Below are 21,726 nucleotides of genomic sequence, written 5' to 3'. Positions count from 1 at the left end.
AGGTCAGTGCGCTCGCGGCGGGTGAGATCGACAAGATAGCGCTTGAGCATGGGAGAGCCCTCCCTCAGATCCGCTCAGTTTACACCCCCTCGAACCATCCCGCAGCTCCCCTGTGGCAAAGGACTAGCGATTGACGATTTTCTTGGGGGCATTGCTCTGCTCCGGCTTCAGGTTGACGATATGCCCGTAGGGGCCGGCGACGCCCGTTCCATCGATGAAGCGGCGCTGCATGTCGCTGCTGACCTCCAGGTTGCCGAGCAGGAAGAACTCCGCATCGTTGCTGGGCTTCGCGGCATCGAGCGGTGTGCGCAGAGGCTGCCCTGGCTTCGCGGGGCGAACCAGATGGGGCGTGACCTATACGCATGGTCTTCTCCAGTGCTTGTGCATGGGGGCGATCGCAATGCAGCCGGCGAGCGGGCTTGGACTTCGTGAGCCGGTCCACGCTCAACGGCGCTTAGAGATCGTTCTGCGATTACAATGATATAATGTTATGATGTGTCGAGGCTAAAAACAAGCATCCCTCGGCCAAGTACGCGGCAGAAAAGGTCCAGATTCCAAGGTGATTAGATCGGCTCGCAGACTGGAATAGTGTAGTGCTTGTTACAAACTCGCCTTATATGCACCTTGAACTAAATTGCGTTACAAATGGACTTGGAAAAAGCCTAAGCCGCATCAATCGCTTAGAAGGGTTAGCCGAGAAGGACCCCCAAAGGACGATATTAAAATCCTAGGAATATTCCGTAACGAGAGAATGGCCATAACGCGTCACAATATTTGCAATCTTGCACGTTTCCTATTGCTGAAACGCACAAGCTTCGCATCGATCATGGCTCCGCGGCACCTCGTTAGGAGCGCCTGAGGCGTCCCAGACCTGAACTCTTTCTTTTGAGCGAAGAGGCCTGCGTCGGAAGCATTCCTGGCTTTTGTGCAAACTGAGAGAGAAAATGCCTAAAACATTGCCTTCAGCCGGGCTTCAAGCGCTGGACATCGAGCAGGGAGCGCTTCGCCTTCGAGCAATCTGCGCGCCTGAGCATTAAGCTTAACGTTCTCTTTACATCAATAGACACATCATAACGTTGCTGTCCAATGTCGCAGCAGCATGTGTGTTTCGTTGAGTAAAGAAGAACTTCCATGAATGTGATCAGGATCGTGGCCTTGACCGGCCTTTTCGCAGCAACGGGTTCGGCTGCCTCGGCCGCTGACCTGACCCGGGCTTTCCTCCCCTCGACGTCGGTCGTCATGCGGGACACGAGGGAGAGCCCCCTCGGCTGGTATCTGCGAGGCGAAGTCGGCTATGCCGGCTACAAGCGTCCTGACGCAGACTTCGCCATCCAACCTTTCACCGACAGTTTCAGCCATGAGAACCTGGGCAATGCCGCTGTGGTCGGTGCCGGCCTGGGGTATCGCTTCAATCCGAATGTCCGGATGGATTTGACGCTGGATCATACCTTCGATGCCCGCTTCAAGGGGATTGTCCCTGCCACTGCCGCGGCACCGATGATGGATCGGGCGGCGTTCGAAACCTCAACCTTCATGGTGAACGGTTATCTGGATTTCAGGCCCGTCATGGGCTTTACGCCCTATGTCGGCGCCGGTATCGGAATAGCGCACAACGTGCTCTCCCACCATGTGCTGACGACCTATGATCCGGTGACGGGAGACGAGGTGTCGGAGCGTTTTGCCGGCGGTGATGCCTTCAACTTCGCCTGGGCGCTCATGGCGGGCTTGGGATACCAGATGTCGTCGAACTTCACGCTCGATCTCGGCTACCGCTATGTCAACCTCGGGGATGTGAAAACGCGCTCCTACGGGGATGGCACCGGGGTCGATGTGGGTTCGATCGGCGCACACGAAGTCCGGATGGGCGTCCGCTATACCTTCAGGTGAGGATGTCGGCGTCCTCGCTTCAGCCTTGGCCCGCAGCCCCTGCTGCGGGACCAATGCGTGGTCGAGCAGGGTTGATCCGCTACCAGCGGATCACCACGACCGTCTGATTTCCGTTGCCGAGCTCGACGGCTTCCAGCCCTTCGGATCTTTTGCTCTGCCGCTTGGCGTTCTCGACGACCTCGAACTCTTCCACATGGGTGGCAAAAGCCTCGTCCACCTCCGCAACGCAGAGCAGGGTGTCGGGGGGAAGATTCTCAACCTTCCTGAGAAAATCGCGCAGGGTCTGAGCCATGGAATGCCTCCGGTTCCTGTCACAAACCGATCCGCAGGGAGGGAGTTCCGGCAAGCGTGGCGCTTTCACGCTCAATCGGCCATTCTCTGGGTCGACGGAGAGGAGTAGACTGGGCGGGCCGGTCGCGCAGCAATAGGAGGTGAGCCATGAAAAGGCATCACACTCTCGCGTGGTTTGCGTGCAGCATCACGACCTTCTCCTGCATCGGCATGGCATCGGCGCAGCACCAGCATGCGACAGGCTCCATGAGCGACGAGGATCTCATCAAGAGCGCCATGGCGGCGGCCCCTCCGGCCGTGGCAAAGGATGCGACCATCGTAGTCATTTCCGAGAATGGCCAGACGCGGGTCCTGCGGAAGGGCACCAACGGCTTCACGTGCCTTCCGGACAATCCGAGCACGCCGGGCCCTGACCCCATGTGCGGCGATCAGAATGCCATGGAATGGGCCAAGGCCTGGATCGAGAGGAAGGATCCGCCGCAGAACAAGGTCGGCTTCCTCTACATGCTCTCGGGCGGCACGGATGCCAGCAATACCGACCCTTATGCCCAAAAGCCCGAGGCTAACAACAATTGGATCGAAACGGGTCCGCATGTCATGATCGTGGGGGCCAAGGGGATGATGGAAGGCTATCCCAGGACCCCGAAGCCCGACACGTCGCAGCCCTATGTCATGTGGCCGGACACGCCCTACGAGCACCTCATGCTCCCGGTTCACATGCCGGAGGCCACAAATCGCTGACGTCCCGATCCCGCCGTGTCGGCGACCGGTGCACGGCGGCTCCTCGGCTTCGTCCCAGGGCGCCTCAAGGCCTGCCCCTCGGTCCATCGAGGCGGTGACGCCTGTCGCCTCGATGCAGGCGGCTTTTGGGCAGAGGGCCGAGCGTACTGCCGGGCAGAGTTGAGCAGCATGCCGCCAGCCCGGACACCGGGTCTCCCGTAGAGGGCATTCCGCCACAAAGATCTGGTCGCTTGGGAATGACCGTGCTATCTGAACCCGAGTGCGGTCCCGTAGCTCAGCAGGACAGAGCAGCGGTTTCCTAAACCGAAGGTCGGAAGTTCGAGTCTTCCCGGGATCGCCAGCCCTTCTCGGGCGTCGCAATTGGCATTGGCTGTTTACTGGAACGGCTGCGGCAGGTGCTGTCGACAAGGCTCGGCTTTATGCTGTCGGAGATAGCGCTCGAGCATGGCCATGGCATCCACTCGGAAAGCCTCCATTGCCGTCATCGAAAAGCAGGACGGTTCAGTTCAGCGCTCGTCCTTTGGGGCCAAAGGGAGCAACCTGGCATTGTTCGCTGCGGCCGGGCCCCGTCGGGAAAGAGCGCCGAACCGCCGTCGCAGATCTTCCGCCAGGACTTCGGCCCCCACTGAGACGCAGGAATTGTGCTCGCCTGGCAGCTGAACGACCGCAAGGTCGGGGCTGAGCCGACGCCATCTACGTCCGTCGAATTCCGCTGCGTAGAAGACCACCGGTGCGGCGAAAGGACGAGGCCTGTAGCGCGCCATGATCGGCGTGTAGATTTCGTTGAGCGCGGACCATGGAATGTCGACGCCGTCGCGAATTTTGGCCATCAGTGACTTCGCTTTGTTCAGTCGCTGTTTCCAAGGTATCTTCGGCAGCTTCTCATACCGGTTCAGCTGCTCGTAGACCCATGCCAAGCCAGCAGAGGGCGTGACATGGTCGACCAGCGAGAGGATGAGGCGCTGGAACGTGTGCGCGCTGGTGGTGGGGACATCGACCAGTCCCATGAACTCGACCCTTCGGCCCGCCCGCGTCAAAAGATGAGCCACTTCAAACGCGACCAGTGCTCCCTTGCACGAACCGATGATCCGGTATGGTCCGGCGGGTTGCCGCTCGAGAATCAGCTTCAGGCGATCCGCCGCCATTGCCTCGATCGATTGAGGAGCAGGCTCTCCGCGCGAGCCATGGGGCTCGATCAGGACGATGGGCTGATCCGGGGGCAGCAGATGCACCAGCCTGCGGACCAGCAGGCTGCCCATGTCCAGATCGCCATGGAGGAAGAAGAACAGCGGAGGCTGGCTCCCCTCGGCGTTGAAGACAGCGCAAGGCCCTTCAGGGAGGCTGGCCTGCTGGGCGATCTTCGGCGCGAGGAGGCGGATGGTTTCCCCCTGAAACAGGAGTGAGGCTGGAAGCGGGTGGCCTATCGTTTTCTCAGCCTCCAGCAGCATCTCGATGGCCAACAGGGAGTCGCCGCCGCGCTCGAAGAAGTCGTCATCGATCGTCAAGCTCTCTAGCCTCAGCACCTTTCGCCATATTCCCAGCAATTCGCGTTCGATCTGCTGAATATGCGCGCCGAGGGACGGAGCATGGGAGCCTTTGGCCGCATCCAGGTTTGCTGCGAGAATGCTCGCCAGGTGCCGGCGCTGAACCTTGCCCGTTATGCCCTTCGGCAAATGTTCCAGGATGAGGATGTTGCGTGGAATCTTGTAGGGCGTCAGTTTGTCTTCAAGGAACTGGCGCAGGTTCGACGGCGTAGCGGATGCGCCGGGATGGAGCACGACGGCCGCCGCGACATCCTCACCGTAACGGGGGTGGGAGACCGCGAAGGCTGCTGCTTCCGCCACCGCCGGATGGCGCAGGAGCGCATGATCGATCTCAACGGGCGAGACTTTCTCGCCGCCGCGATTGATCAATTCCGTCATACGCCCATGGAGGGAGAAGAAGCCGTCCTCGTCGACGCTGCCGAGGTCGCCCGTGCGCAGCCAGCCGTCAACGAAAGCGCGCTGGTTGAGTTCGGGATCATCGAGATAGCCGGCCGCCACCGTGGGGCCGCGGACCCAAACCTCACCTTGCTCGCCGTGCGGCAGCGGACGCCCCTCTTCATCGACGATGGCAACGGTTCCTGGCCATGGCATGCCACAGGTCCCCGGCTTGTTCGGGCCCGGTGGCGGGAGATTGGCGGCGATCTGCGCGGCTTCACTGGAGCCGTAATGCTCCAGGACCGGCACCTTCAGGATCGCCTCCAGCTCCTCGCGCACGGCCTGGGGAAGTGGCGCGCCGCCCGACGTAATGAACCGCAGGGTATGCCTCGTCGCGACATTCGCCATCGTTTTGGCCCTGTCCAGCACGGCACGGTGGAGCGTTGGCCCTGCCGAGTACCAGGTCGGACGGAGTCGCTCGAACCACTCTGTCAGATCGACTGCGGAGGCATCGGATGGAAGTGCGATGCTCCCGCCGGTGAGCAGGGGCGTAAACGCCGTCACCTTCAGGCCGTGCGAGTAGTAGGGTGGCGATACGCTGAGGCAGCGGTCCTGGGGCGTCAGCCCGAACCAAGCCTGGAGCCGGGCCGCCGCTGCCAGCATATTGGCGTGACTGAACGGGATCAGCTTCTGGCGCGCGGTCGTTCCGGAGCTCTGCAGGATGAAGGCCGGGTCGTAGGGCGTAGGCTCGTCATCGATCGGGGAGGCGAGCGAAGCCGGAACGTTCAGCTCCAGACCGAGCTGGCCACCTCCTTTGGGGGAAACCTCGATGATGGCAACTTTGCGCCGCTCTGCCGCAAGCCGCAGTTCGGGGCTGCCGCCTTGCAGCATCAAGAGCGCATTCAATCGCAGGGCCTCGATGAGGCGATCGAATTCGGCGGTTGTTTGCCTTGGATCGAGCGGCACTGCCACGGCCGTACAGGCAACGGCGACAATGGTGAGGACTGCCTCCGGCCCGTTCGGCAGCAGCACTCCGACCCGGGCGTGGTGGGACAGGCCGCCTTCACGCAATTGTCTATGGATCTCGTCGATCTGGCTTTGCAGGTCGAGGTAGCTCAAGGGGGCCAAGCCCGGGGCGAGAATGGCCGGATTATGTGGTTGCAGGGCGGCAAAACCGCTAATGACTTGGCGCAATGTAAGCTGCGTCTTCGCGGCAGCCACGCCACTCGATTGAGATAGGGTAGAGGACGCCAGGGCGGCCTGCAGGTTGTGGTTTTCGCTTGTCACCGAGGCCGTCCTTGAAGGTTACACGCATGCACGCGGCAGATCACGGATACGTGAAGAACGTCCTAGGGCAAGGTTTTCTTCTGGGGATACTTCCAAAGAGATGATCGCCACCCCAAAAGGCTATGATCATTTCACAGGAGCATGGAGTGCGTCGTCGTCCGATCCTGCATGAGGCTCCCTTGGACCCGGCCGGTTCGCTCGTCCTCAGGCTTATGGTTCCAGTTGCGTCCGCGACGCATTCGCCTTCGACAGCGCAGGCCAAGCGGCCTCTCGCCGTGCTCTCGATTGGGCAGCCGGATCACGAGGGCTTGGGAGAGGAGCTCAAGGGAAAATCGATGCAGCAGACGACGCCCGTGGGTTCATAGCAAAGGCGAACTTCGCCGTTCAATTCGCGGGCCAGACCGCGCTCGAGCAGGCGGGTCCCGAAGCCGCTGCGGAGAGGCGGCGATACGACAGGACCATCGTGCTCCTCCCAGCGGATCGTAAGGAATGAACGATCTGCGGACAGGCGCTCGGTCCAAGTAATCCCGACGCGCCCCCTAGGCCTGCTCAAGGCACCGTGTTTGACGGCATTGGTGCTGAGTTCGTGAAAGGCCATGGAAAGGCTGAGCGCGGTTTGAGGTGGCAGGCGGATGTCCGCGCCCGACAATTGGAAAGGATCGCAGCCTGTCATTCTCCCCTGATAGGGAGCGATCGCCTGCCTGAGAAGGTCGGCGAGGCTGACCGTGTCCCAGTTTTCCCGCGTCAGAATGTCGTGAGCCCTGGCCAGCGCGAAGAGACGCTCCTCGAATGCGCTCTTTGCGGCGAGCGCCGCTCCTTCGTCGGACAGCCGGACCTCGCGGAGGCTTTGGGCGGCGAGCGACTGGACCGTCGCGAGGGTGTTTTTGACGCGATGGTTCAGCTCGTTGATCAGCAGGCGTTGGTGCTCCTCGGCGCGGGTTCGCTCCGTGACGTCGTAGAACGTGCTCATGGCCAGGGTTTCGTTGCCGATGCCTTCGACCGGTGTGGAATTGACAACGAGGCTGATGGCCCGACCGTCCGCCCGGTGATAGATGACCTCATCCTGATCCACGCATTCCCCGCACAGGATGGCCTGCGTGATAATTTCCTTTCCCTCGCCGAAAGACTCGTTGCCACGCAATGCTTCGAACCTTGCCTCTCCCGGATCCTGAATGAACGCCGTCCTCTGCCCGAGAAGGTCGACGGCCATCGCGTTCTGGAAGAGAATTTCACCCGATGGAATTCTCGCCAGGGTCACACCGACAGGCATGCGCTCCAGCAATCGCCTGAGGCGCTCTTCGCTGGCTCTGACCGCGTCCTCGGCGCGTCTATGCTCGGTCACATCGATCTGCACCCCGTCCCAGATCACTTCGTCCTCGGATGAGAGGCGCGGGGCCCAGATGAGCCGGCACCAGCGGATTTCGCCGCTTTGGGCATGCCGGATGGCGATCTCGACATCCAGCGGCTTCAGATCGCGCAGAGCCGCAATTTCCGCCGCTGCGAGCACTGAGACGTATTCGGGCAGAACCAGCTTGTAGAGCAGGGATGGGTCCATCAGGACGTCTTCCGGCGCCACGCCGTTCACGGGCAGGCAGCTGCGCGAGATATAGACGAACTTGCGCTGGGTCCCGTCTCGGGAGCTCACGATCTGGTAGATCATCGTCAGCGGGATGTTATCGGCCACGGCCATCAGCCTTGCTTCGCTCTCGCGAAGAGCATCCTCCACCGCTTTGCGATCCGTGATGTCCAGGAGCACGCCGAGAATCCGGACCGGCATGGCCTTCTCGAAGAGGATCTCCGCCCGCAGGAGGAACCACCTCCACACGCCGTCCCCGCAGCAGAACCGGAATTCGGCGTCGAAGTGCCTTTCGCCGCGAGAGACTGCCTCCTCGGCGATGGCATGAAGGCGTTCCCGATCCTCCGGATTGTAGCGGCTCTGGAGCTCCTGGGTGGTGAGGTCCTGGTCGGGGCGAAATCCCAGGAGCACTCGGAGCTCCCGCGAGGGGTGAAGAATCCTCCCCACGACATCGTATTCCCAGACAGCAAGGCGACCCGCATTGATGGCCAGGCGCAGCCGGGTCTCGCTATGGCGCAGAGCCTCTTCCGCCCGGCTTTCGCCGGTCTTGTCCCTGAATTGGACTCCAAGGCCGTCGCCATATCGGAATAGGCGGACCTCGCAGATCCTGTCCGGAAGCCGGGTGGATGCCGTCGTGAACGTGGCGGGGATGCCTGTCTCGAGAACCTGCACGCAGCGGGTTCTCAGATCGGATCCATCGGTCCAAGGGACAGCCTCCCAGATCACCTTTCCCAGAATCGCGTCCCGCGGCGTGCCGCAATAGGCTTCGGCGGCTCGGTTGACATAAATGGAGCGCCAATTCCGATCGAGGGCGCAAAAGGCGTCGCCCATTCCTTCGAGCATGTCGGCGAGGCACGTCTCCGCTGTACTGCGCCCTGAAGGCGTCCCGCGCATCTCAGACGCCGCCGGTTCAGCGCCGATCGCGCTCTCGTCGTCTACGCGCTCGTAAGAGTTTAGGGTCACGGCCGATCCAGACGTCATTGCCATTCAGATGACAGGAGTGAATCTGGTTGAGCCATGATCACTCCGGACTCATTGTGAATCCGCTTTATATAACGATACAACAAATCTGGCTATATCGAGCCGGGCCTAAAGCGCTCAGGAACAGACCAGGGCCAGTGTGTTCACCTCACGAGGGAAAGAAGGCCTTGAAACGGAGCAGGGTGGTAGCCTCTGGAGGCCTTGGGGCTCTCACTCAACGAACGTCGAAGCGCAGTGGCACCGCCAAGGTGAATTGCTGCTGCGGGAGAGAATCCGGCGCTGCGGGAAGGGATGAGCCCGGACGTGCCGCCGCCAGTGCGGCGTCGTCGAGCATGGGATGACCGGCGCTGCGGACGATGGCGGCGCTGGCGATCCGCCCGGAGCGATCCATGAAGACCTGGATGGTCGCGACTCCTGAGATGCCCTGGCTTCGCGCCGCATGGGGATAGCGGAGGCGGTTGCGAAGGGCAGCCGCCAGACGCGCCTTATAGCGGTTGAGCACCGTCAGGTCCGCCGACGCGGCCGCCCCTTGCATGTTCTCGCGAGAGGACGATGCCTGTCCCTGGCGAGGATTTGCGGGCGGCGGGCTGCGCTCGGCCGTTACGCGGCGGGGCTTGGGCGGGAGCTTGCGGGCCACCTCCTTCGGCGCGGACTTCACGGGTTTCGGCGCAGGCGCCGCCTCGACCGGCTGGGCGATAACGGCATCCGAGGGATCCAGGGCCGGCACGGCGTCGGGTGCGAGGCTCTCCTCCACAGGCTCGGCCTCGGCCTGCGCCGCCTCCGTCATCTCCAGGGAAGTGTCCTCGGTCCTGTCCTCAATGGGCAGCGCCTCGGCCTCGACCGGCGGGACCTCCGGCGCGGAGACTTCGGCGGGTGCGACCGAGTCGATGATCTCCATGGCGGGAGCAAGATCAATCGTGATCTGTTGCTCGCCGGGCGGATGCGTGGTGTCCTGCGACCGCCAAAGCGTCGCCGCCAGCAGAACCCCCGCATGGAGGGCAAGCGCCGTCAGAAACGCCACTCCCACGCGGCCCGATTCCCGCATCGATCCTATGCTCTGTGCAAACATGAGAAAGGCGGCCGCTTACCGAGTGGACCCACTGGGGGCCTGCGCGATCAGCGAGACTTTCTGAAAGCCCGCCGCGTTGATCTGGCCCACGATTTCGACGATGCGCCCGTAAGGCACGGCCGTGTCTCCGCGCACCAGAACCACTTGCGTGGGATCGGCGCCAGCAAGCTCCCGCAGACGAGGCATGACGGCATCGGCGGCCAGCGGCTCCTTGTCGAGGAAAGGCTGACCCTGAGCGTCGATGGTGACGACGACGGGCTGCTTCGGCTGCGAAACCTTCGGTGCGGCGGTCTTCGGCAGTTGCACCGGAACGCCGACCGTCATGAGGGGCGCCGCGACCATGAAGATGATCAGCAGCACGAGCATCACGTCGACCATGGGCGTGACGTTGATCTCGGACAGGGGGGCTGCGGTGAACTCGTCCCCGGAATCCGTCGTGCGGAGCGGTCCCATGCCCATTATTCGGCCGCCTCCGACCGGACGTGAAGCTGGCGGTCGCGCGCCAGGCGGTCGCCGAGCGCTGCGATGCCCGCTGCGAAGGATTGTTGAAGGCGCCCGAGATCGGTCGTGAGCTTGTTGTAGGCGATCACGGCGGGAATGGCCGCCACGAGCCCGATGGCGGTGGCGAAGAGAGCTTCCGCAATGCCCGGAGCGACCACGGAGAGGCTCGTGTCCTGGCTCGAAGCGATGGCCGAGAACGAGTTCATGATGCCCCAGACCGTGCCGAACAGACCGATGAAGGGAGCAGCCGAACCGGTGGTCGCAAGGAATGCGAGGCCGGTCTGAAGTTGCCTCAGATCCCCGGAAAGCGCCGCGCGCATGGCGCGCTCGATCCGCTCGCGGCGCTCCGCGCGGGTTTCCGAGGGGTCCTGATCGCGCCATGCCTCGTAGCCCGCCGCCACGATGCGCCCGTTGGTGCCTGGCGTCTGCGGATCGAGCTTGCCGCTCGTGCGGGCGGCCAGCTCGAAGGCGCGGGCCTGGCGGCGAATGGTCATGAAGCGCAGGCCCTTGTCCAGAATGATGGTCCAGCAGCCCAGGGATGCGAGAACGAGCAGGATCATCACTCCTTTGACGATGGGATCCGCCTGCAGAAACAGGCTCAGGAAGGAAAGATCATGCGATGGAGCGGCGGCAATCTGATCCATGGTGCGGTCCTCACTTGGCAAAGGTGACGGCTTCGATCTTCGACGCCATTTCGATCGCAGCGAGGCACTCCTCTCGTGACGCGGTCGCGCCGTCGCAGGCCACGACGTCGTTGAGGAGGACGCTCCCGATCTGGGGGCAACTCAGGTCTGGGAAGTCGAAGAGCTTGATGAGCGTCTTGCCGGCCGGCACAGGACCCATTTCCACGGCAAGCCGCTTGACGGCGACGCCGCCCTTGTCGATGGCGAAAAGATCGAGCTTGAGGGAGCGCCAGGCTTCCTGACGCCGGTTGCCGATCAGGAAATAGGTGCGGCAGTTTTCTCCGGCCGCCTCGATCTTGTTCAGCTCGATGCGCAGGGGCGCGACGATTGTCGCGGCTTCCTGAGCGATACTCATGGCGCTGAAAGAGATGATCGCGGAGAGGCAGGCCGCGCCCTCGATGACCGACTTCAGGGCATTCCGCCTGTTCCAGCGCATGGACACAATCTCCTTGGACCTTCAAGCATTTCGGATGCGGCATGCGCTGGATCGGCGTCCAATAAAGACGCTGATCACACGAGCACGTCGGCAGCTTCGATGAATCGCAGGTTGCCTGACCGAGATCAGGTGGCGACAATCGGGAGATATCTGAAAGAAGACGGTAAGATCAAGGGTTTGAATATAGGTCAGATATATTCTAAAAGAGCTTCTATTGCTTTGATATTTGACTAATAATGGCCTCTTTATAAAATCTTCAAAGTATTTTTCTTCTCTGTTCGAGGCAATTTGCTGTGCAGATGACGTCCTTTCGATCGTAAGCGCTCGCCGCCTTCAGTCGTGAAGGTGGCCGAACAAGGCCGCCGAGTGCCTGAGAGCACCGCCATGAAAGAACCGATCCATTACAGATCCGTAATGCGATCGTAAGCATGGCGTTGCCTGGGTGCGCCTAGGCTCATGACGAAGCCGTGGAGCCTTCGAACGACCGGTTCATATGCTGATGGGCGACGAGGGCTCGGGCGGCTGGCGAGATCGGCGGTCCGAAAGCCTCTCGATCATCCACCGGGCGCTTTCAGGATGGGCACGATAGCCTTGAACCAAGTGGAGCCTTGCAGATGGTTGTGGAACGGAGTTCGCTCATGGACGAAGCCCGGCCCGTCGCGGCTCATTCCATGAGCGATATCAAGGATGCGGTGCGGGAGCTGAGAAACGCGATGCCCGACAGCGTTCTGGCCGAGTTGGCGGAGCAGAAGATCGAGCGGATCGAACGGGACCGGTCGAGGGACCCTGGCCCCGGCATCGGTGATGGGAGTGGGGCCGGTCTGCGCAACCTGTGAAGCGCACCCGTCGGATGGGTCCTGGAGGGAGGCCTATCTCGTTCCGGGAGATTCTTGGGACCCGTGGTCATCATGAACTCTCGCGGCGTCCCGCTCGATCCTGCGAGCAGGCCCCGCCCTGCCCACCGATCGACGGATGCCGGCGACTGATCACTCCATCGCCTCGATGGGAGGAGTTCCATAGGTGTGGAAGGATTCTACCGTCTTCATGCCCCAGGCCTGCCCCTTCTTCCGCTCCTCCTCCGTCCAGACGATCGGCTTCCAATCCGGGGCGAGGATCAGGCGTGCGCCCGCGTTGCACACCTCGACGCGGTTGCCGCCCGGCTCGTAGACATACAGGAAGAACGTCTGCTGCACGGCATGCTTGTGCGGGCCGGACTCGATCGGAACGCCGGCTTCCAGGAAGATGTCGGCCGCCCGCAGGACGTCCTCGCGGCTGTCGAGGGCATAGGTCAGGTGGTGAAAGCGCCCCTTGGTCCCCGTGTGATCGCGCGTATATGCGAAATCGTAGCTCTTGTTGGTGACCGTCATCCACATGCCGGCTTCGGTGCCGTCATTCATAACAATCTGTTCGGTGAGGCGGCATCCCAGATACTCTTCGAAAAAGAGGCGGTTTGCCCGAACGTCGGCGGCAAGGCAGTTCAGATGATCGAGCCTGCGCACGTTGATGCCGCGAGCCGGGAAACGTTGGGCTTGGTTTTTCAGGGCCGGCTTCAGCTCGGGCGGCGCGACATACCATTCGGTTTCGTAATAGAGCTCGATCACGTGTCCGTCTGGATCCTGGCAGCGGAACGCGGGCCCATGGCCGAGATCGCCGTCAGTCCACCCGATGTCGTAACCAGACCCTTTGAGGGCGGCGACCCGCCGTTCCAGCGCCTGCGGGCTGCGCGTGCGGAAGGCCATGTGTCCCATGCCGGGCTTCTTCGCCGCCGTGAGCTTCAAGGTATGGTGCTCGTAATCGTCCCAGCCGCGAAGATAGACGGAATCGCCCTGGCGGCCGCTTTCCGTCATGCCCATGACATCGATGAAGAAACGCAGGCTCTCCTCCGGTTTGGGCGTGAGCATCTCGAGGTGGCTCAGATGGGCAAGATCGAGGATGGGTTCGGGCTGCATTCTCAAAGTCCTTCGCGGAAGACTTCGTAAGGCTCCACGCTTTCACCAATGCCGAGGGGCAGAATGGGAAGGTGGAGCGCGGTTTTCCGCACCTCTCCGGGGATGACGTGAGCCGCCTGGGGCGCGATCGTCGAACGTCCTCACCCTGCCTGATCCCGCAAGATGCAACAAATGGCTTTTTTGGCGCTTTGCGTGAATTCAATTCATAAATGATCGGCGTCGCGGCGGGCGGCGTCCTCACGCGAAAGTGCGGACGATGATCCTTCGAAACTCATCGGCGAGTGGGGACAGGGGAACGCCGCGCTTTGACACGATGCCGAGCTGGCGGGTCACGCTCGGATTCTTCAGCGGAATCAGCTTGAGGCCCCGGTCGTCGATCGTATCGACGGAGAGGCGCGGCACCACCGTCAATGCAACGCCGGTCCGAACCAGGGCGACGGCCGTTTGGATGTGTTGGACCTCGAAGCGCCAGCGCTGTGCCTCGCGCCGGCTCCCCAGGGCATCGTCGATGATGATCCTGTTGCCCGCCCGCGCACTGATCCGGATCAACGGCTCATCGGCGAGATCCGACCAGCTCAGCGAGGCGTGCGAGGCCAGGGGATGATCCTCCGGGCACACCAGCACGAAGGAATCCTTGATCAGCAGCTCGATGTCGAAGTCCCAGCGATGGGCCGCCACCATGGTGATGCCGAATTCGACCGCGCCCGACTGCACGAGTTCGGCGATCTCGGAGGCGGAGTTGTCGTAGATACGGACGAAGACATCCGGGTGCTGCTCCTGAAAGACTTGCAGCGCATGCGGCAGCCGCCCGGACGCGACCGTGGGAAGGCAGCCGATCGCGAGGGTCTCCTGGCGGCTGCGGCCCGTCCGGCGGAGCTCTTCCAGCGAGCCCGCCAGCCCCTCGATGGTTTCCTTCACCTTGGGCAGGAGAGTCAGGCCTGCCTGTGTCAGCGAAACCTCCCGTGTCGTCCTGGACAGGAGCTTGACGCCGAGGTCTTCTTCGAGCTTGCGGATCCGATGGCTGAGGGCCGTCTGCGACAGGTTGAGATGCGCCGCCGCGTGCTGAAAGCTGCCGCGCTCCGCGATGGCGACGAAAGCATGAAGACCCAGAAAATCGATGCGCATTCCAAGATCCACCGGCGGCTGCTCCCGATGCGCCGGATGGCCGGGCCTCGCCGAATGCATGATTTATATTCATAAATAGCGCAAAATAAACCATTTGCTTCAGGTCCTTTTTGCTGGCGTCCTGACGCTGAAACCATGCCGCCATGACCCCGCGCAAAGACGGGGGCGGGGGGAGGGGACTTGGAATGACAGATAGCCTGCCTGAAGGACCGATCCGTCCGGGCGTCACGCGCGGTGACACCTGCTCGAGAGTGACGGCCTGCGCCGACGGCCGCTCTCGGAATCGCCGAAAGATTGTCTCTTGAAGGCGCTGAAGTCCGGACCAATACTCCAGAGGAGTTCCGGCAGCACATCACCATGGACATGGCGCGCTGCGGGCTTGTGAAGCGGATCGGCATCGGCCTGAGGGCCTGGAGGGGAGGCTGGGGAGAGAACATGTCCCGACCGGGACCGAAGAGCTTTTCGCTCGGCCCCCGATGATTGCAGATCGCGAGATGCTGCGGAATTTAAAAGAGAAGGCAGAAAATGCCGAAGAGGGAAGGAAGAACCATGCGACGTAGAACCGTTCTGAGTGCGGCGGGTGCTGCTCTGGCCTTGATGGCTCTCGGGGGCGCGGCATCGGCCCAGGAGGCGATGAAGATCGGCCTGATCCTGCCGATGACCGGCCCCTTCGCCTCGACCGGGCGGCAGATCGAGGCCGCCGCCAAACTCTACATGCAGCAGAATGGCGATACGGTCGCCGGCAAGAAGATCCAGCTCATCGTCAAGGACGACACCGGCGTCGCCGACGTCACCAAGCGCCTGGCGCAGGAGCTGATCGTCAACGAGAAGATCTCCGTCATGGCGGGTTTCGGCCTCACGCCGCTGGCTCTGGCCCCCGCGCCGCTCGCCACCCAGGCGAAGGTGCCCGCCGTCGTCATGGCGGCCGCGACCGCCACGATCACCGAGGCGTCTCCCTACATCGTGCGCACGAGCTTCACGCTGCCGCAGGCCACCGTGCCGATGGCGGAATGGGCTTTGGAAAACGGCATCAAGAAGGTCGTCACCCTCGTCTCCGATTACGGTCCGGGCATCGACGCCGAGAAGGCATTTTCCGGAGCTTTCTCGGCCAAGGGTGGACAGGTGGAGAGCCTGCGCGTGCCGCTCGCCAATCCCGACTTCTCGCCCTTCCTGCAGAAGGTCGCCGATGCGAAGCCTGACGCGCTCTTCGTGTTCGTGCCCTCCGGCGTCGGCGCGCAGTTCATGAAGCAGTTCGTCGAACGCGGCCTCGACAAGAGCGGTGTCAAGCTCATTGGCCCCGGCGATGTGACGGACGACGATATCCTCAACGGGATGGGCGATGTCGCTCTCGGGGCCATCACCACCCAGCATTATTCCGCGGCGCATGACAGCCCCGAGAACAAGGCCTTCGTCGAGGCGTTCAAGAAGGCCAACAACGGCATGCGGCCCAACTTCATGGCGGTGGGCGGCTACGACGGCATGCACCTGATCTACGAGGGCCTGAAGAAGACCAACGGCGCCGGTGGCGAGGCGCTGATGACCGCCATGAAGGGCATGAGCTGGACCAGTCCGCGCGGTCCGGTCAGCATCGACCCGCAGACCCGCGACATCGTCCAGAACATCTATGTGCGCAAGGTCGAGCGGGTGAACGGCGAGCTCTACAATGTCGAGTTCGCCACGATCCCGAACGTCAAGGACCCGGTCAAGGCCGCCAAGTCCAACTGATCGCTCCAAGGTATGGAAGCGCCGCCCCGGTGGTGGCGCTTCCGTCAGTATTTCCGGAGACGCCGTGCTCACTATTCTCTTCGACGGCATCGCCTATGGCATGCTGCTCTTCGTCTTGGCCTGCGGGTTGGCCGTGACGCTCGGGCTGATGAACTTCATCAATCTGGCCCATGGCGCTTTCGCCATGGCGGGCGGTTACGTGACGGCCGTTCTGATGAATCGCTACGGCGTGCCGTTCCCGGCAACGCTGCCGCTCGCCTTCATCGTGCCGGCGCTTGCAGGCCTCGTGCTCGAGCGGGCTCTCTACAGGCAGCTCTATGCGCGCAGCCACCTCGACCAGGTTCTGTTCTCGATCGGCCTGGTCTTCATGGCCGTGGCCGCCGTCGATTTCGCCATGGGTTCCCAGCAGCAGTTGATCCAGTTGCCCTCCTGGCTTCAGGGGCGTGTCGAGGTGTCCGGCGTTCAGGTCGGGCTCTATCGCAGCTTCATCATCGCCGTTTGCGGAATCCTCGTCGTCTCGTTGCAGCTCATCCTGACCAGAACGCGCTTCGGCAGCCGCCTGCGGGCGGCCGTGGACGATCCTCGGGTGGCGCGCGGGCTTGGGATCAATGTGAGCCTGATCTTTGCCACGACCTTCGCGGTCGGCTCAGGCCTCGCAGGGCTCGGCGGCGCGCTTGGCGCGGAAATCCTGGGGCTGGATCCCACCTTCCCGCTGAAATTCATGATCTACTTTCTGATCGTCGTCACGGTTGGCGGGACAACGAGCATCACCGGTCCGTTCCTGGCTTCTCTCATTCTCGGCATCGCCGACGTGGCGGGCAAATATTACGTCCCGAGCCTGGGAGCCTTCGTCATTTACACGCTCATGATCGTCGTTCTCATTCTTCGACCGCAAGGACTCTTCGCCCGTGCCCGCTGATCCGACTGCAAAGGCCGCGCCATCGCCGGAACTGGCCGATTTCGTCCGCAGGAGCCTGGTCCGGAAAGGTCGATGGGGGGCTACCGAGATCGCCTTCTGGGCCGTGGCGGCCGCGACTCTGTTCTTCCTGCCCGAGCGCCATCTCATCCTCAACGAGATCGCCATCATCGGCCTGTTCGCGGTCTCCCTCGATCTCATCCTGGGTTATGCCGGCATCGTGTCCCTGGGCCATGCGGCCTTCTTTGGGCTGGGCGCCTACGTGGCCGGCATCGTGGCGAAGCATGGATGGACCGATCCATTGCTGGGATTGGCGGCCGCTGCGGCCGCCGCTGCCGTTCTCGGCTTCGTCACGAGTTTTCTCGTCCTTCGCGGAACCGACCTCACGAAGCTCATGGTGACACTCGGTGTCGCGCTACTGCTTGGGGAGATCGCTAATCAGGCCTCATGGCTGACCGGCGGCGCCGACGGCCTCCAGGGGATCACCATGGGGCCCGTTCTCGGGCGGTTCGAGTTCGACATCTTCGGAACGACGGCCTATGCCTACAGCCTCGCGGTGACCTTCGTGCTCTTCGTCATCGCGCGGCGGATCGTCGTCTCGCCGTTCGGACTGTCGCTGCGCTCGATCCGCGACAACCCGCTTCGCGCCCGCGCGGTCGGCATCCCGGTCAATCGACGCCTCGTGGCGGTTTATACGCTCGCGGCCGCCTATGCAGGCGTTGCCGGGGCGCTCCTGGCGCAGACCACTCAGTTCGTGTCGCTGGACGTGCTCGCCTTCCACCGCTCCGCCGACATCATGCTCGTTCTGGTGATCGGGGGCGCCGGATATCTGTACGGCGGACTGCTCGGCGCCATCGGCTTCAAGGTGCTGCAGGACATCCTCTCCGCCTGGACGCCGCAATATTGGCAGTTCTGGATCGGGCTGATTCTCGTGGTGCTCGTGCTCGTGGGCCGCGAGCGCCTGACTGACACCGTCAAAGGCCTATGGCCGCGAGCAAGGGCGCGCCGCTCCGAACAGGCCCAGGCCCTGCCGGCACCAACGGCACGGGAGGTGTGAGATGGCAGCCGCTCTCGAAACCCGTGGCCTCGTGAAGCGCTTCGGCGGGCTCGTAGCCACCGACAACGTCACGTTCCGGCTGGAGCAGGGCGCGCGCCATGCTCTGATCGGCCCGAACGGCGCGGGCAAGACGACGTTCATCAATCTGCTCACGGGAGTCCTGACGCCGACATCGGGGCAGATCCTGCTGGCGGGATCCGACATCACGCGCGTGAGGCCCGAGAGACGGGTCCAGCAGGGCCTTGCCCGCACGTTCCAGATCAACCAGCTCTTTCCGGCGATGACGCCCCTGGAGACCATCGGTCTCGCCGTGTCGGAGCGCATGGGAGGAGGGCGCGACTGGTGGCGCGTCACCGGCAGCAGGCACGAGATCGTGGATGAGATCGTCGAAATCGCTCAGCGCTTCCGTCTGACGGACGTGCTCGACGAGCGCACGTCGAATCTGGCCTATGGCAAGCAGCGCCTGCTCGAAATCGCCGTCGCCTTCGCATGCCGCCCGCGGGTGCTGCTTCTCGACGAGCCGGCCGCCGGCGTGCCGGAGGCGGAGCGCCAGGAACTGCTCGCCACGGTGGCGGCCCTGCCGCGCGACGTCTCCGTACTTCTCATCGAGCACGACATGGACCTCGTCTTCAGCTTCGCCGACCGGATCTCCGTTCTCGTCAATGGAGCGCTCTTTACCGAAGGCACCGTCGAGGAAGTCTCGTCCGATCCGCGCGTGCGGGCAGTCTATCTCGGGGAAAGCGTCGATGAGTGACCTTCTCAATCTGCAGCAGGTATCGGCGGGCTATGGCGAGGCCATCGTCATCTCGGCGATCGACCTGCGTTTGCAGCCCGGTGAATCCCTCGCGGTTCTCGGGCGCAACGGAACCGGCAAGACCACATTGCTCAACACCATCATCGGCGTGACGCGCCGGAGAGGCGGCACCATCACGCTGGCGGGCCGGAACGTGACGGCGCTCCGCCCCGACCTGCGGGCACTCGCGGGGATCGGCTGGGTGCCGCAGGAGCGCAACATCTTCAAATCGCTGACTGTCGAGGAGAACCTGACCGCCGTGGCCCGCCCGGGCCCATGGATGGTAGCCCGCGTCTACGAGATGTTTCCGCGCCTCAAGGAGCGCCGCGCGAACATGGGCAACCAGCTCTCGGGCGGCGAGCAGCAGATGCTGGCGATCGCGCGGGCGCTCGTGCTCAACCCGAAGCTCCTGTTGCTCGACGAGCCCACGGAAGGGCTTGCTCCCATCATCATCGAGGAGTTGCTGGCGGCCCTGAAGCGCATCATCCGGGACGAGGGCATGTCGGCGATCGTGGTGGAGCAGCATGCCCAGAAAGTCCTAGGCGTGACGGATAGCGCTGTCATCCTCGATCGCGGTACGATCGTTCATGCCGGATCGAGCCGCTCCCTGATCGAGGATCCCGCGCCCCTCGAACAGCACCTTGGGGTCACGGCCAAGAAAAAGCCTCGCCAAACCGCCCGTCATTGACAACCACCATTGGAGGATCATTCCATGCAGCGCACCAAGCCACCTTTTCGAGCCGATATGGTCGGCAGCCTTCTGCGGACGGGAGCGCTGAAGGATGCGCGGCATCGGCACCACGAGGGCCAGCTTTCGGATGCAGGCCTGAAAGAGGTCGAGGATCAGGAGATCCGTAAGATCATCAAGCGTCAGGAAGAGATCGGCCTTCAGGCCGTCACCGACGGCGAGTTCCGCCGGGCCTTCTGGCATTTCGACTTTCTGGAGCATCTCGACGGCGTCACCTCGATCGAGGCCGATTCCGGCATGAACTTCAAGGGCGGCGTCGGCATCAGCAAAGCCCTGCGGATCACCGGCAAGGTAGGGTTTTCCGACCATCCCATGATCGATCACTTCCGCTTCGTGAAAGACAACACGAGCCGCGTGGCCAAGATGACGATCCCCGGCCCGAGCATGCTCCATTATCGCGGCGGCCGGAAAATGATGAATATCGGTGTCTATCCTGAGATGGACCAGTTCTACGCGGATGTGGGCGCGGCCTACAACAAGGCGGTTCATGCCTTCTACGATGCGGGTTGCCGCTATCTTCAGTTCGACGACATCTCCTTCGCCTATCTGTGCGATCCCGACCAGCGCGAGATGTTGCGCCAGCGCGGCGACGATCCGGAAAAGCAGCCGGAGATCTATGCGGGCATGGTGCGCGAGGCGCTCAAGGACAAGCCCGAGGATCTCACGATCACCATGCATCTGTGCCGGGGCAATTTCCGCTCCACCTTCATCGCCTCGGGCGGCTACGAGCCCGTGGCCGAGACTCTGTTCAACGCCATGCCGGTCGACGGCTACTTCATGGAGTGGGACACGGACCGGGCGGGTGGTTTCGAGCCCCTGCGTTTCCTGCCTAAAGGTAAGACCGTGGTTCTCGGCCTCGTCACCTCCAAGACGGGCACGCTGGAGAGCAAGGACGACATCAAGCGCCGGATCGACGAGGCCACGAAATATGTCGGTATCGATCAGCTCTGTCTTTCACCCCAATGCGGCTTCGCCTCGACCGAGGAGGGCAACGTCCTCGCGGAGGACGAGCAATGGGCGAAGCTGCGCATGATCGTGGAGATCGCCCAGGAAGTGTGGGGATAAGAACTCCGATCCAGCCCTGCTGTGCGACTGCTTGCGCAGCAGGGCAGCCGTGATCTGAAAGCACTTTCTCCGCGCCCCGTCAGGGCTTCATCTGCGCCACGGCCGCCTTCGCATCATCGAGATCCGGCGCGTCGATATGGCGGTAGCGGGCCTGCACCAGTCCATAGAGGCCGAAAGCAAAGAGGCCGATGGCCGTGAGCGCCAGAAGGATCCAGCCATAGGGCTGCTGCTGGAGAGCCTTCAGAGCCCCACCCAGGCCGTGGACCTCCGCGGACGAGCTGTGGAGCGCGGCCAGGATCAGAAAGCCGCCGATGATCACGAAGACGATGCCGCGGGCTGCGAAACCCATGCGTCCGAGGGAGACGATCCAGTCTCTTTTGTCGCCGGGCAGAGCGAGATGGGCTGCGACATCGCCGCGCCACGCCTTCCAGGCAAAGCCGAGGCCGACGGCCGCGACGACAGCCCCAAGGAGCCCTACGAGCCAGAGGCCGAAGGGCTTGCTCATGAGCCAGGCCGTCCAGTCCTGAGCGGCCTGATCCTCTCCGCCGCCGGAGCCCTGGCCCAGAGCGAGGTTCAACGCGGAAAGCGCAAGGCCGGCATAGATTGCGCCGCTGACCAGGTGGGCGCCTCTGATCGCCCAGCCTTTCATGTCGGATCCACGATGGTCGGCGTCGGTCAAGGCCTCCACCACGCGCCAGGTGCAGAATCCGAAGAGGCCGATCGCGATCAGAAACAGCCAGACCTGGCCGAAGGGTTGCGCGAGCAGCGTCTGCAATGCGGACCGGCTGCCGCCGGTCTGGCCACCCGAGCCGATGGCGGCGAGCAGGGCCAGACCGCCGACGAGGCCGTAGACCACGCCACGCGCGCCATAGCCGATCCGGGCCAACGTCTCGAGGGGATTGAGGGTAGGGTTCGACATTCCATGCGGCTCCGCTTTCAAGAGCATGAACCGACGAGGCGCGCCCGATGTTCCTTGC

At 62.9% G+C, this 21,726-nt stretch carries 19 protein-coding genes and 1 tRNA gene; 10 read left to right on the top strand and 10 right to left on the bottom strand.

Going from position 1 to position 21,726, the window contains the following annotated elements; all coding sequences use genetic code 11:
- The first annotated feature begins 1,131 nt into the window (after positions 1–1,131).
- The gene (locus ACS5Q0_RS04980; protein WP_473125493.1) at positions 1,132–1,887 is read left to right on the top strand and encodes an outer membrane protein; all 756 of its coding nucleotides are present in this window, start codon (positions 1,132–1,134) and stop codon (positions 1,885–1,887) included.
- Positions 1,888–1,966: 79 nt separating this feature from the next.
- Here the strand turns inward: ACS5Q0_RS04980 and ACS5Q0_RS04975 are convergent, their stop codons facing one another.
- Complete coding sequence (locus ACS5Q0_RS04975) at positions 1,967–2,179, bottom strand: sugar phosphorylase (protein ID WP_473125492.1); 213 nt, start codon at positions 2,177–2,179, stop codon at positions 1,967–1,969.
- 146 nt (positions 2,180–2,325) lie between these two features.
- On the opposite strand from ACS5Q0_RS04975, the gene ACS5Q0_RS04970 reads away from it, so the two are divergent.
- The gene (locus ACS5Q0_RS04970; protein WP_473125491.1) at positions 2,326–2,919 is read left to right on the top strand and encodes a hypothetical protein; all 594 of its coding nucleotides are present in this window, start codon (positions 2,326–2,328) and stop codon (positions 2,917–2,919) included.
- Between the two features lie 263 nt (positions 2,920–3,182).
- A tRNA-Arg gene (locus ACS5Q0_RS04965) sits at positions 3,183–3,259 on the top strand.
- Positions 3,260–3,425: 166 nt separating this feature from the next.
- On the opposite strand, the gene ACS5Q0_RS04960 is transcribed toward ACS5Q0_RS04965, so the two are convergent.
- From ACS5Q0_RS04960 to ACS5Q0_RS04935, 6 genes are all read right to left on the bottom strand, one after another.
- Positions 3,426–6,125, bottom strand: coding sequence for an AMP-binding protein (locus ACS5Q0_RS04960; protein ID WP_473125490.1), 2,700 nt, complete (start codon positions 6,123–6,125; stop codon positions 3,426–3,428).
- Positions 6,126–6,423: 298 nt separating this feature from the next.
- The gene (locus ACS5Q0_RS04955) at positions 6,424–8,664 is read right to left on the bottom strand and encodes a PAS domain-containing sensor histidine kinase (protein WP_473125489.1); all 2,241 of its coding nucleotides are present in this window, start codon (positions 8,662–8,664) and stop codon (positions 6,424–6,426) included.
- A gap of 232 nt (positions 8,665–8,896) precedes the next feature.
- The gene (locus ACS5Q0_RS04950) at positions 8,897–9,727 is read right to left on the bottom strand and encodes a TonB family protein (protein ID WP_473125488.1); all 831 of its coding nucleotides are present in this window, start codon (positions 9,725–9,727) and stop codon (positions 8,897–8,899) included.
- Between the two features lie 39 nt (positions 9,728–9,766).
- Positions 9,767–10,210, bottom strand: a complete 444-nt coding sequence (locus ACS5Q0_RS04945; RefSeq protein WP_473125487.1) for an ExbD/TolR family protein — start codon at positions 10,208–10,210, stop codon at positions 9,767–9,769.
- Positions 10,210–10,896: a MotA/TolQ/ExbB proton channel family protein gene (locus ACS5Q0_RS04940; protein ID WP_473125486.1), complete on the bottom strand. Its 687-nt coding sequence runs from the start codon at positions 10,894–10,896 to the stop codon at positions 10,210–10,212. Before ACS5Q0_RS04940 ends, ACS5Q0_RS04945 begins: the two co-directional genes overlap by 1 nt.
- A 10-nt stretch (positions 10,897–10,906) precedes the next feature.
- Positions 10,907–11,371: a Tat pathway signal protein gene (locus ACS5Q0_RS04935; RefSeq protein ID WP_473125485.1), complete on the bottom strand. Its 465-nt coding sequence runs from the start codon at positions 11,369–11,371 to the stop codon at positions 10,907–10,909.
- A 638-nt stretch (positions 11,372–12,009) separates the two neighbouring features.
- Here ACS5Q0_RS04935 and ACS5Q0_RS04930 point away from each other — a divergent pair.
- Positions 12,010–12,207: a hypothetical protein gene (locus ACS5Q0_RS04930; RefSeq protein WP_473125484.1), complete on the top strand. Its 198-nt coding sequence runs from the start codon at positions 12,010–12,012 to the stop codon at positions 12,205–12,207.
- A 150-nt stretch (positions 12,208–12,357) separates the two neighbouring features.
- On the opposite strand, the gene ACS5Q0_RS04925 is transcribed toward ACS5Q0_RS04930, so the two are convergent.
- Together ACS5Q0_RS04925 and ACS5Q0_RS04920 are read right to left on the bottom strand one after the other, a co-directional pair.
- On the bottom strand, positions 12,358–13,320 hold the full coding sequence (locus tag ACS5Q0_RS04925) for a catechol 2,3-dioxygenase (RefSeq protein WP_473125483.1): 963 nt from the start codon (positions 13,318–13,320) through the stop codon (positions 12,358–12,360).
- 237 nt (positions 13,321–13,557) lie between these two features.
- Positions 13,558–14,445 carry a LysR family transcriptional regulator gene (locus ACS5Q0_RS04920; RefSeq protein WP_473125482.1) on the bottom strand — a complete coding sequence of 296 codons (888 nt, stop codon included), beginning with the start codon at positions 14,443–14,445 and terminating at the stop codon, positions 13,558–13,560.
- 549 nt (positions 14,446–14,994) lie between these two features.
- Here ACS5Q0_RS04920 and ACS5Q0_RS04915 point away from each other — a divergent pair.
- From ACS5Q0_RS04915 to ACS5Q0_RS04890, 6 genes are all read left to right on the top strand, one after another.
- Positions 14,995–16,170: an ABC transporter substrate-binding protein gene (locus ACS5Q0_RS04915; protein ID WP_473125481.1), complete on the top strand. Its 1,176-nt coding sequence runs from the start codon at positions 14,995–14,997 to the stop codon at positions 16,168–16,170.
- A 64-nt stretch (positions 16,171–16,234) separates the two neighbouring features.
- Complete coding sequence (locus ACS5Q0_RS04910; RefSeq protein ID WP_473125480.1) at positions 16,235–17,089, top strand: branched-chain amino acid ABC transporter permease; 855 nt, start codon at positions 16,235–16,237, stop codon at positions 17,087–17,089.
- A gap of 31 nt (positions 17,090–17,120) precedes the next feature.
- Complete coding sequence (locus tag ACS5Q0_RS04905; RefSeq protein WP_473125504.1) at positions 17,121–18,143, top strand: branched-chain amino acid ABC transporter permease; 1,023 nt, start codon at positions 17,121–17,123, stop codon at positions 18,141–18,143.
- A gap of 1 nt (position 18,144) precedes the next feature.
- Complete coding sequence (locus ACS5Q0_RS04900) at positions 18,145–18,897, top strand: ABC transporter ATP-binding protein (protein WP_473125479.1); 753 nt, start codon at positions 18,145–18,147, stop codon at positions 18,895–18,897.
- Positions 18,890–19,624: an ABC transporter ATP-binding protein gene (locus ACS5Q0_RS04895; protein WP_473125478.1), complete on the top strand. Its 735-nt coding sequence runs from the start codon at positions 18,890–18,892 to the stop codon at positions 19,622–19,624. Before ACS5Q0_RS04900 ends, ACS5Q0_RS04895 begins: the two co-directional genes overlap by 8 nt.
- A 24-nt stretch (positions 19,625–19,648) precedes the next feature.
- Complete coding sequence (locus tag ACS5Q0_RS04890) at positions 19,649–20,749, top strand: 5-methyltetrahydropteroyltriglutamate--homocysteine S-methyltransferase (protein WP_473125477.1); 1,101 nt, start codon at positions 19,649–19,651, stop codon at positions 20,747–20,749.
- A gap of 79 nt (positions 20,750–20,828) precedes the next feature.
- Here the strand turns inward: ACS5Q0_RS04890 and ACS5Q0_RS04885 are convergent, their stop codons facing one another.
- A complete protein-coding gene (locus ACS5Q0_RS04885; protein WP_473125476.1) occupies positions 20,829–21,668 on the bottom strand; it encodes a DUF1206 domain-containing protein in 840 nt (279 codons plus the stop codon).
- Between the last annotated feature and the right edge of the window lie 58 nt (positions 21,669–21,726).

Source organism: Microvirga sp. HS2 (assembly GCF_055792805.1).
This window is presented reverse-complemented; position numbering and strand designations above follow the sequence as displayed.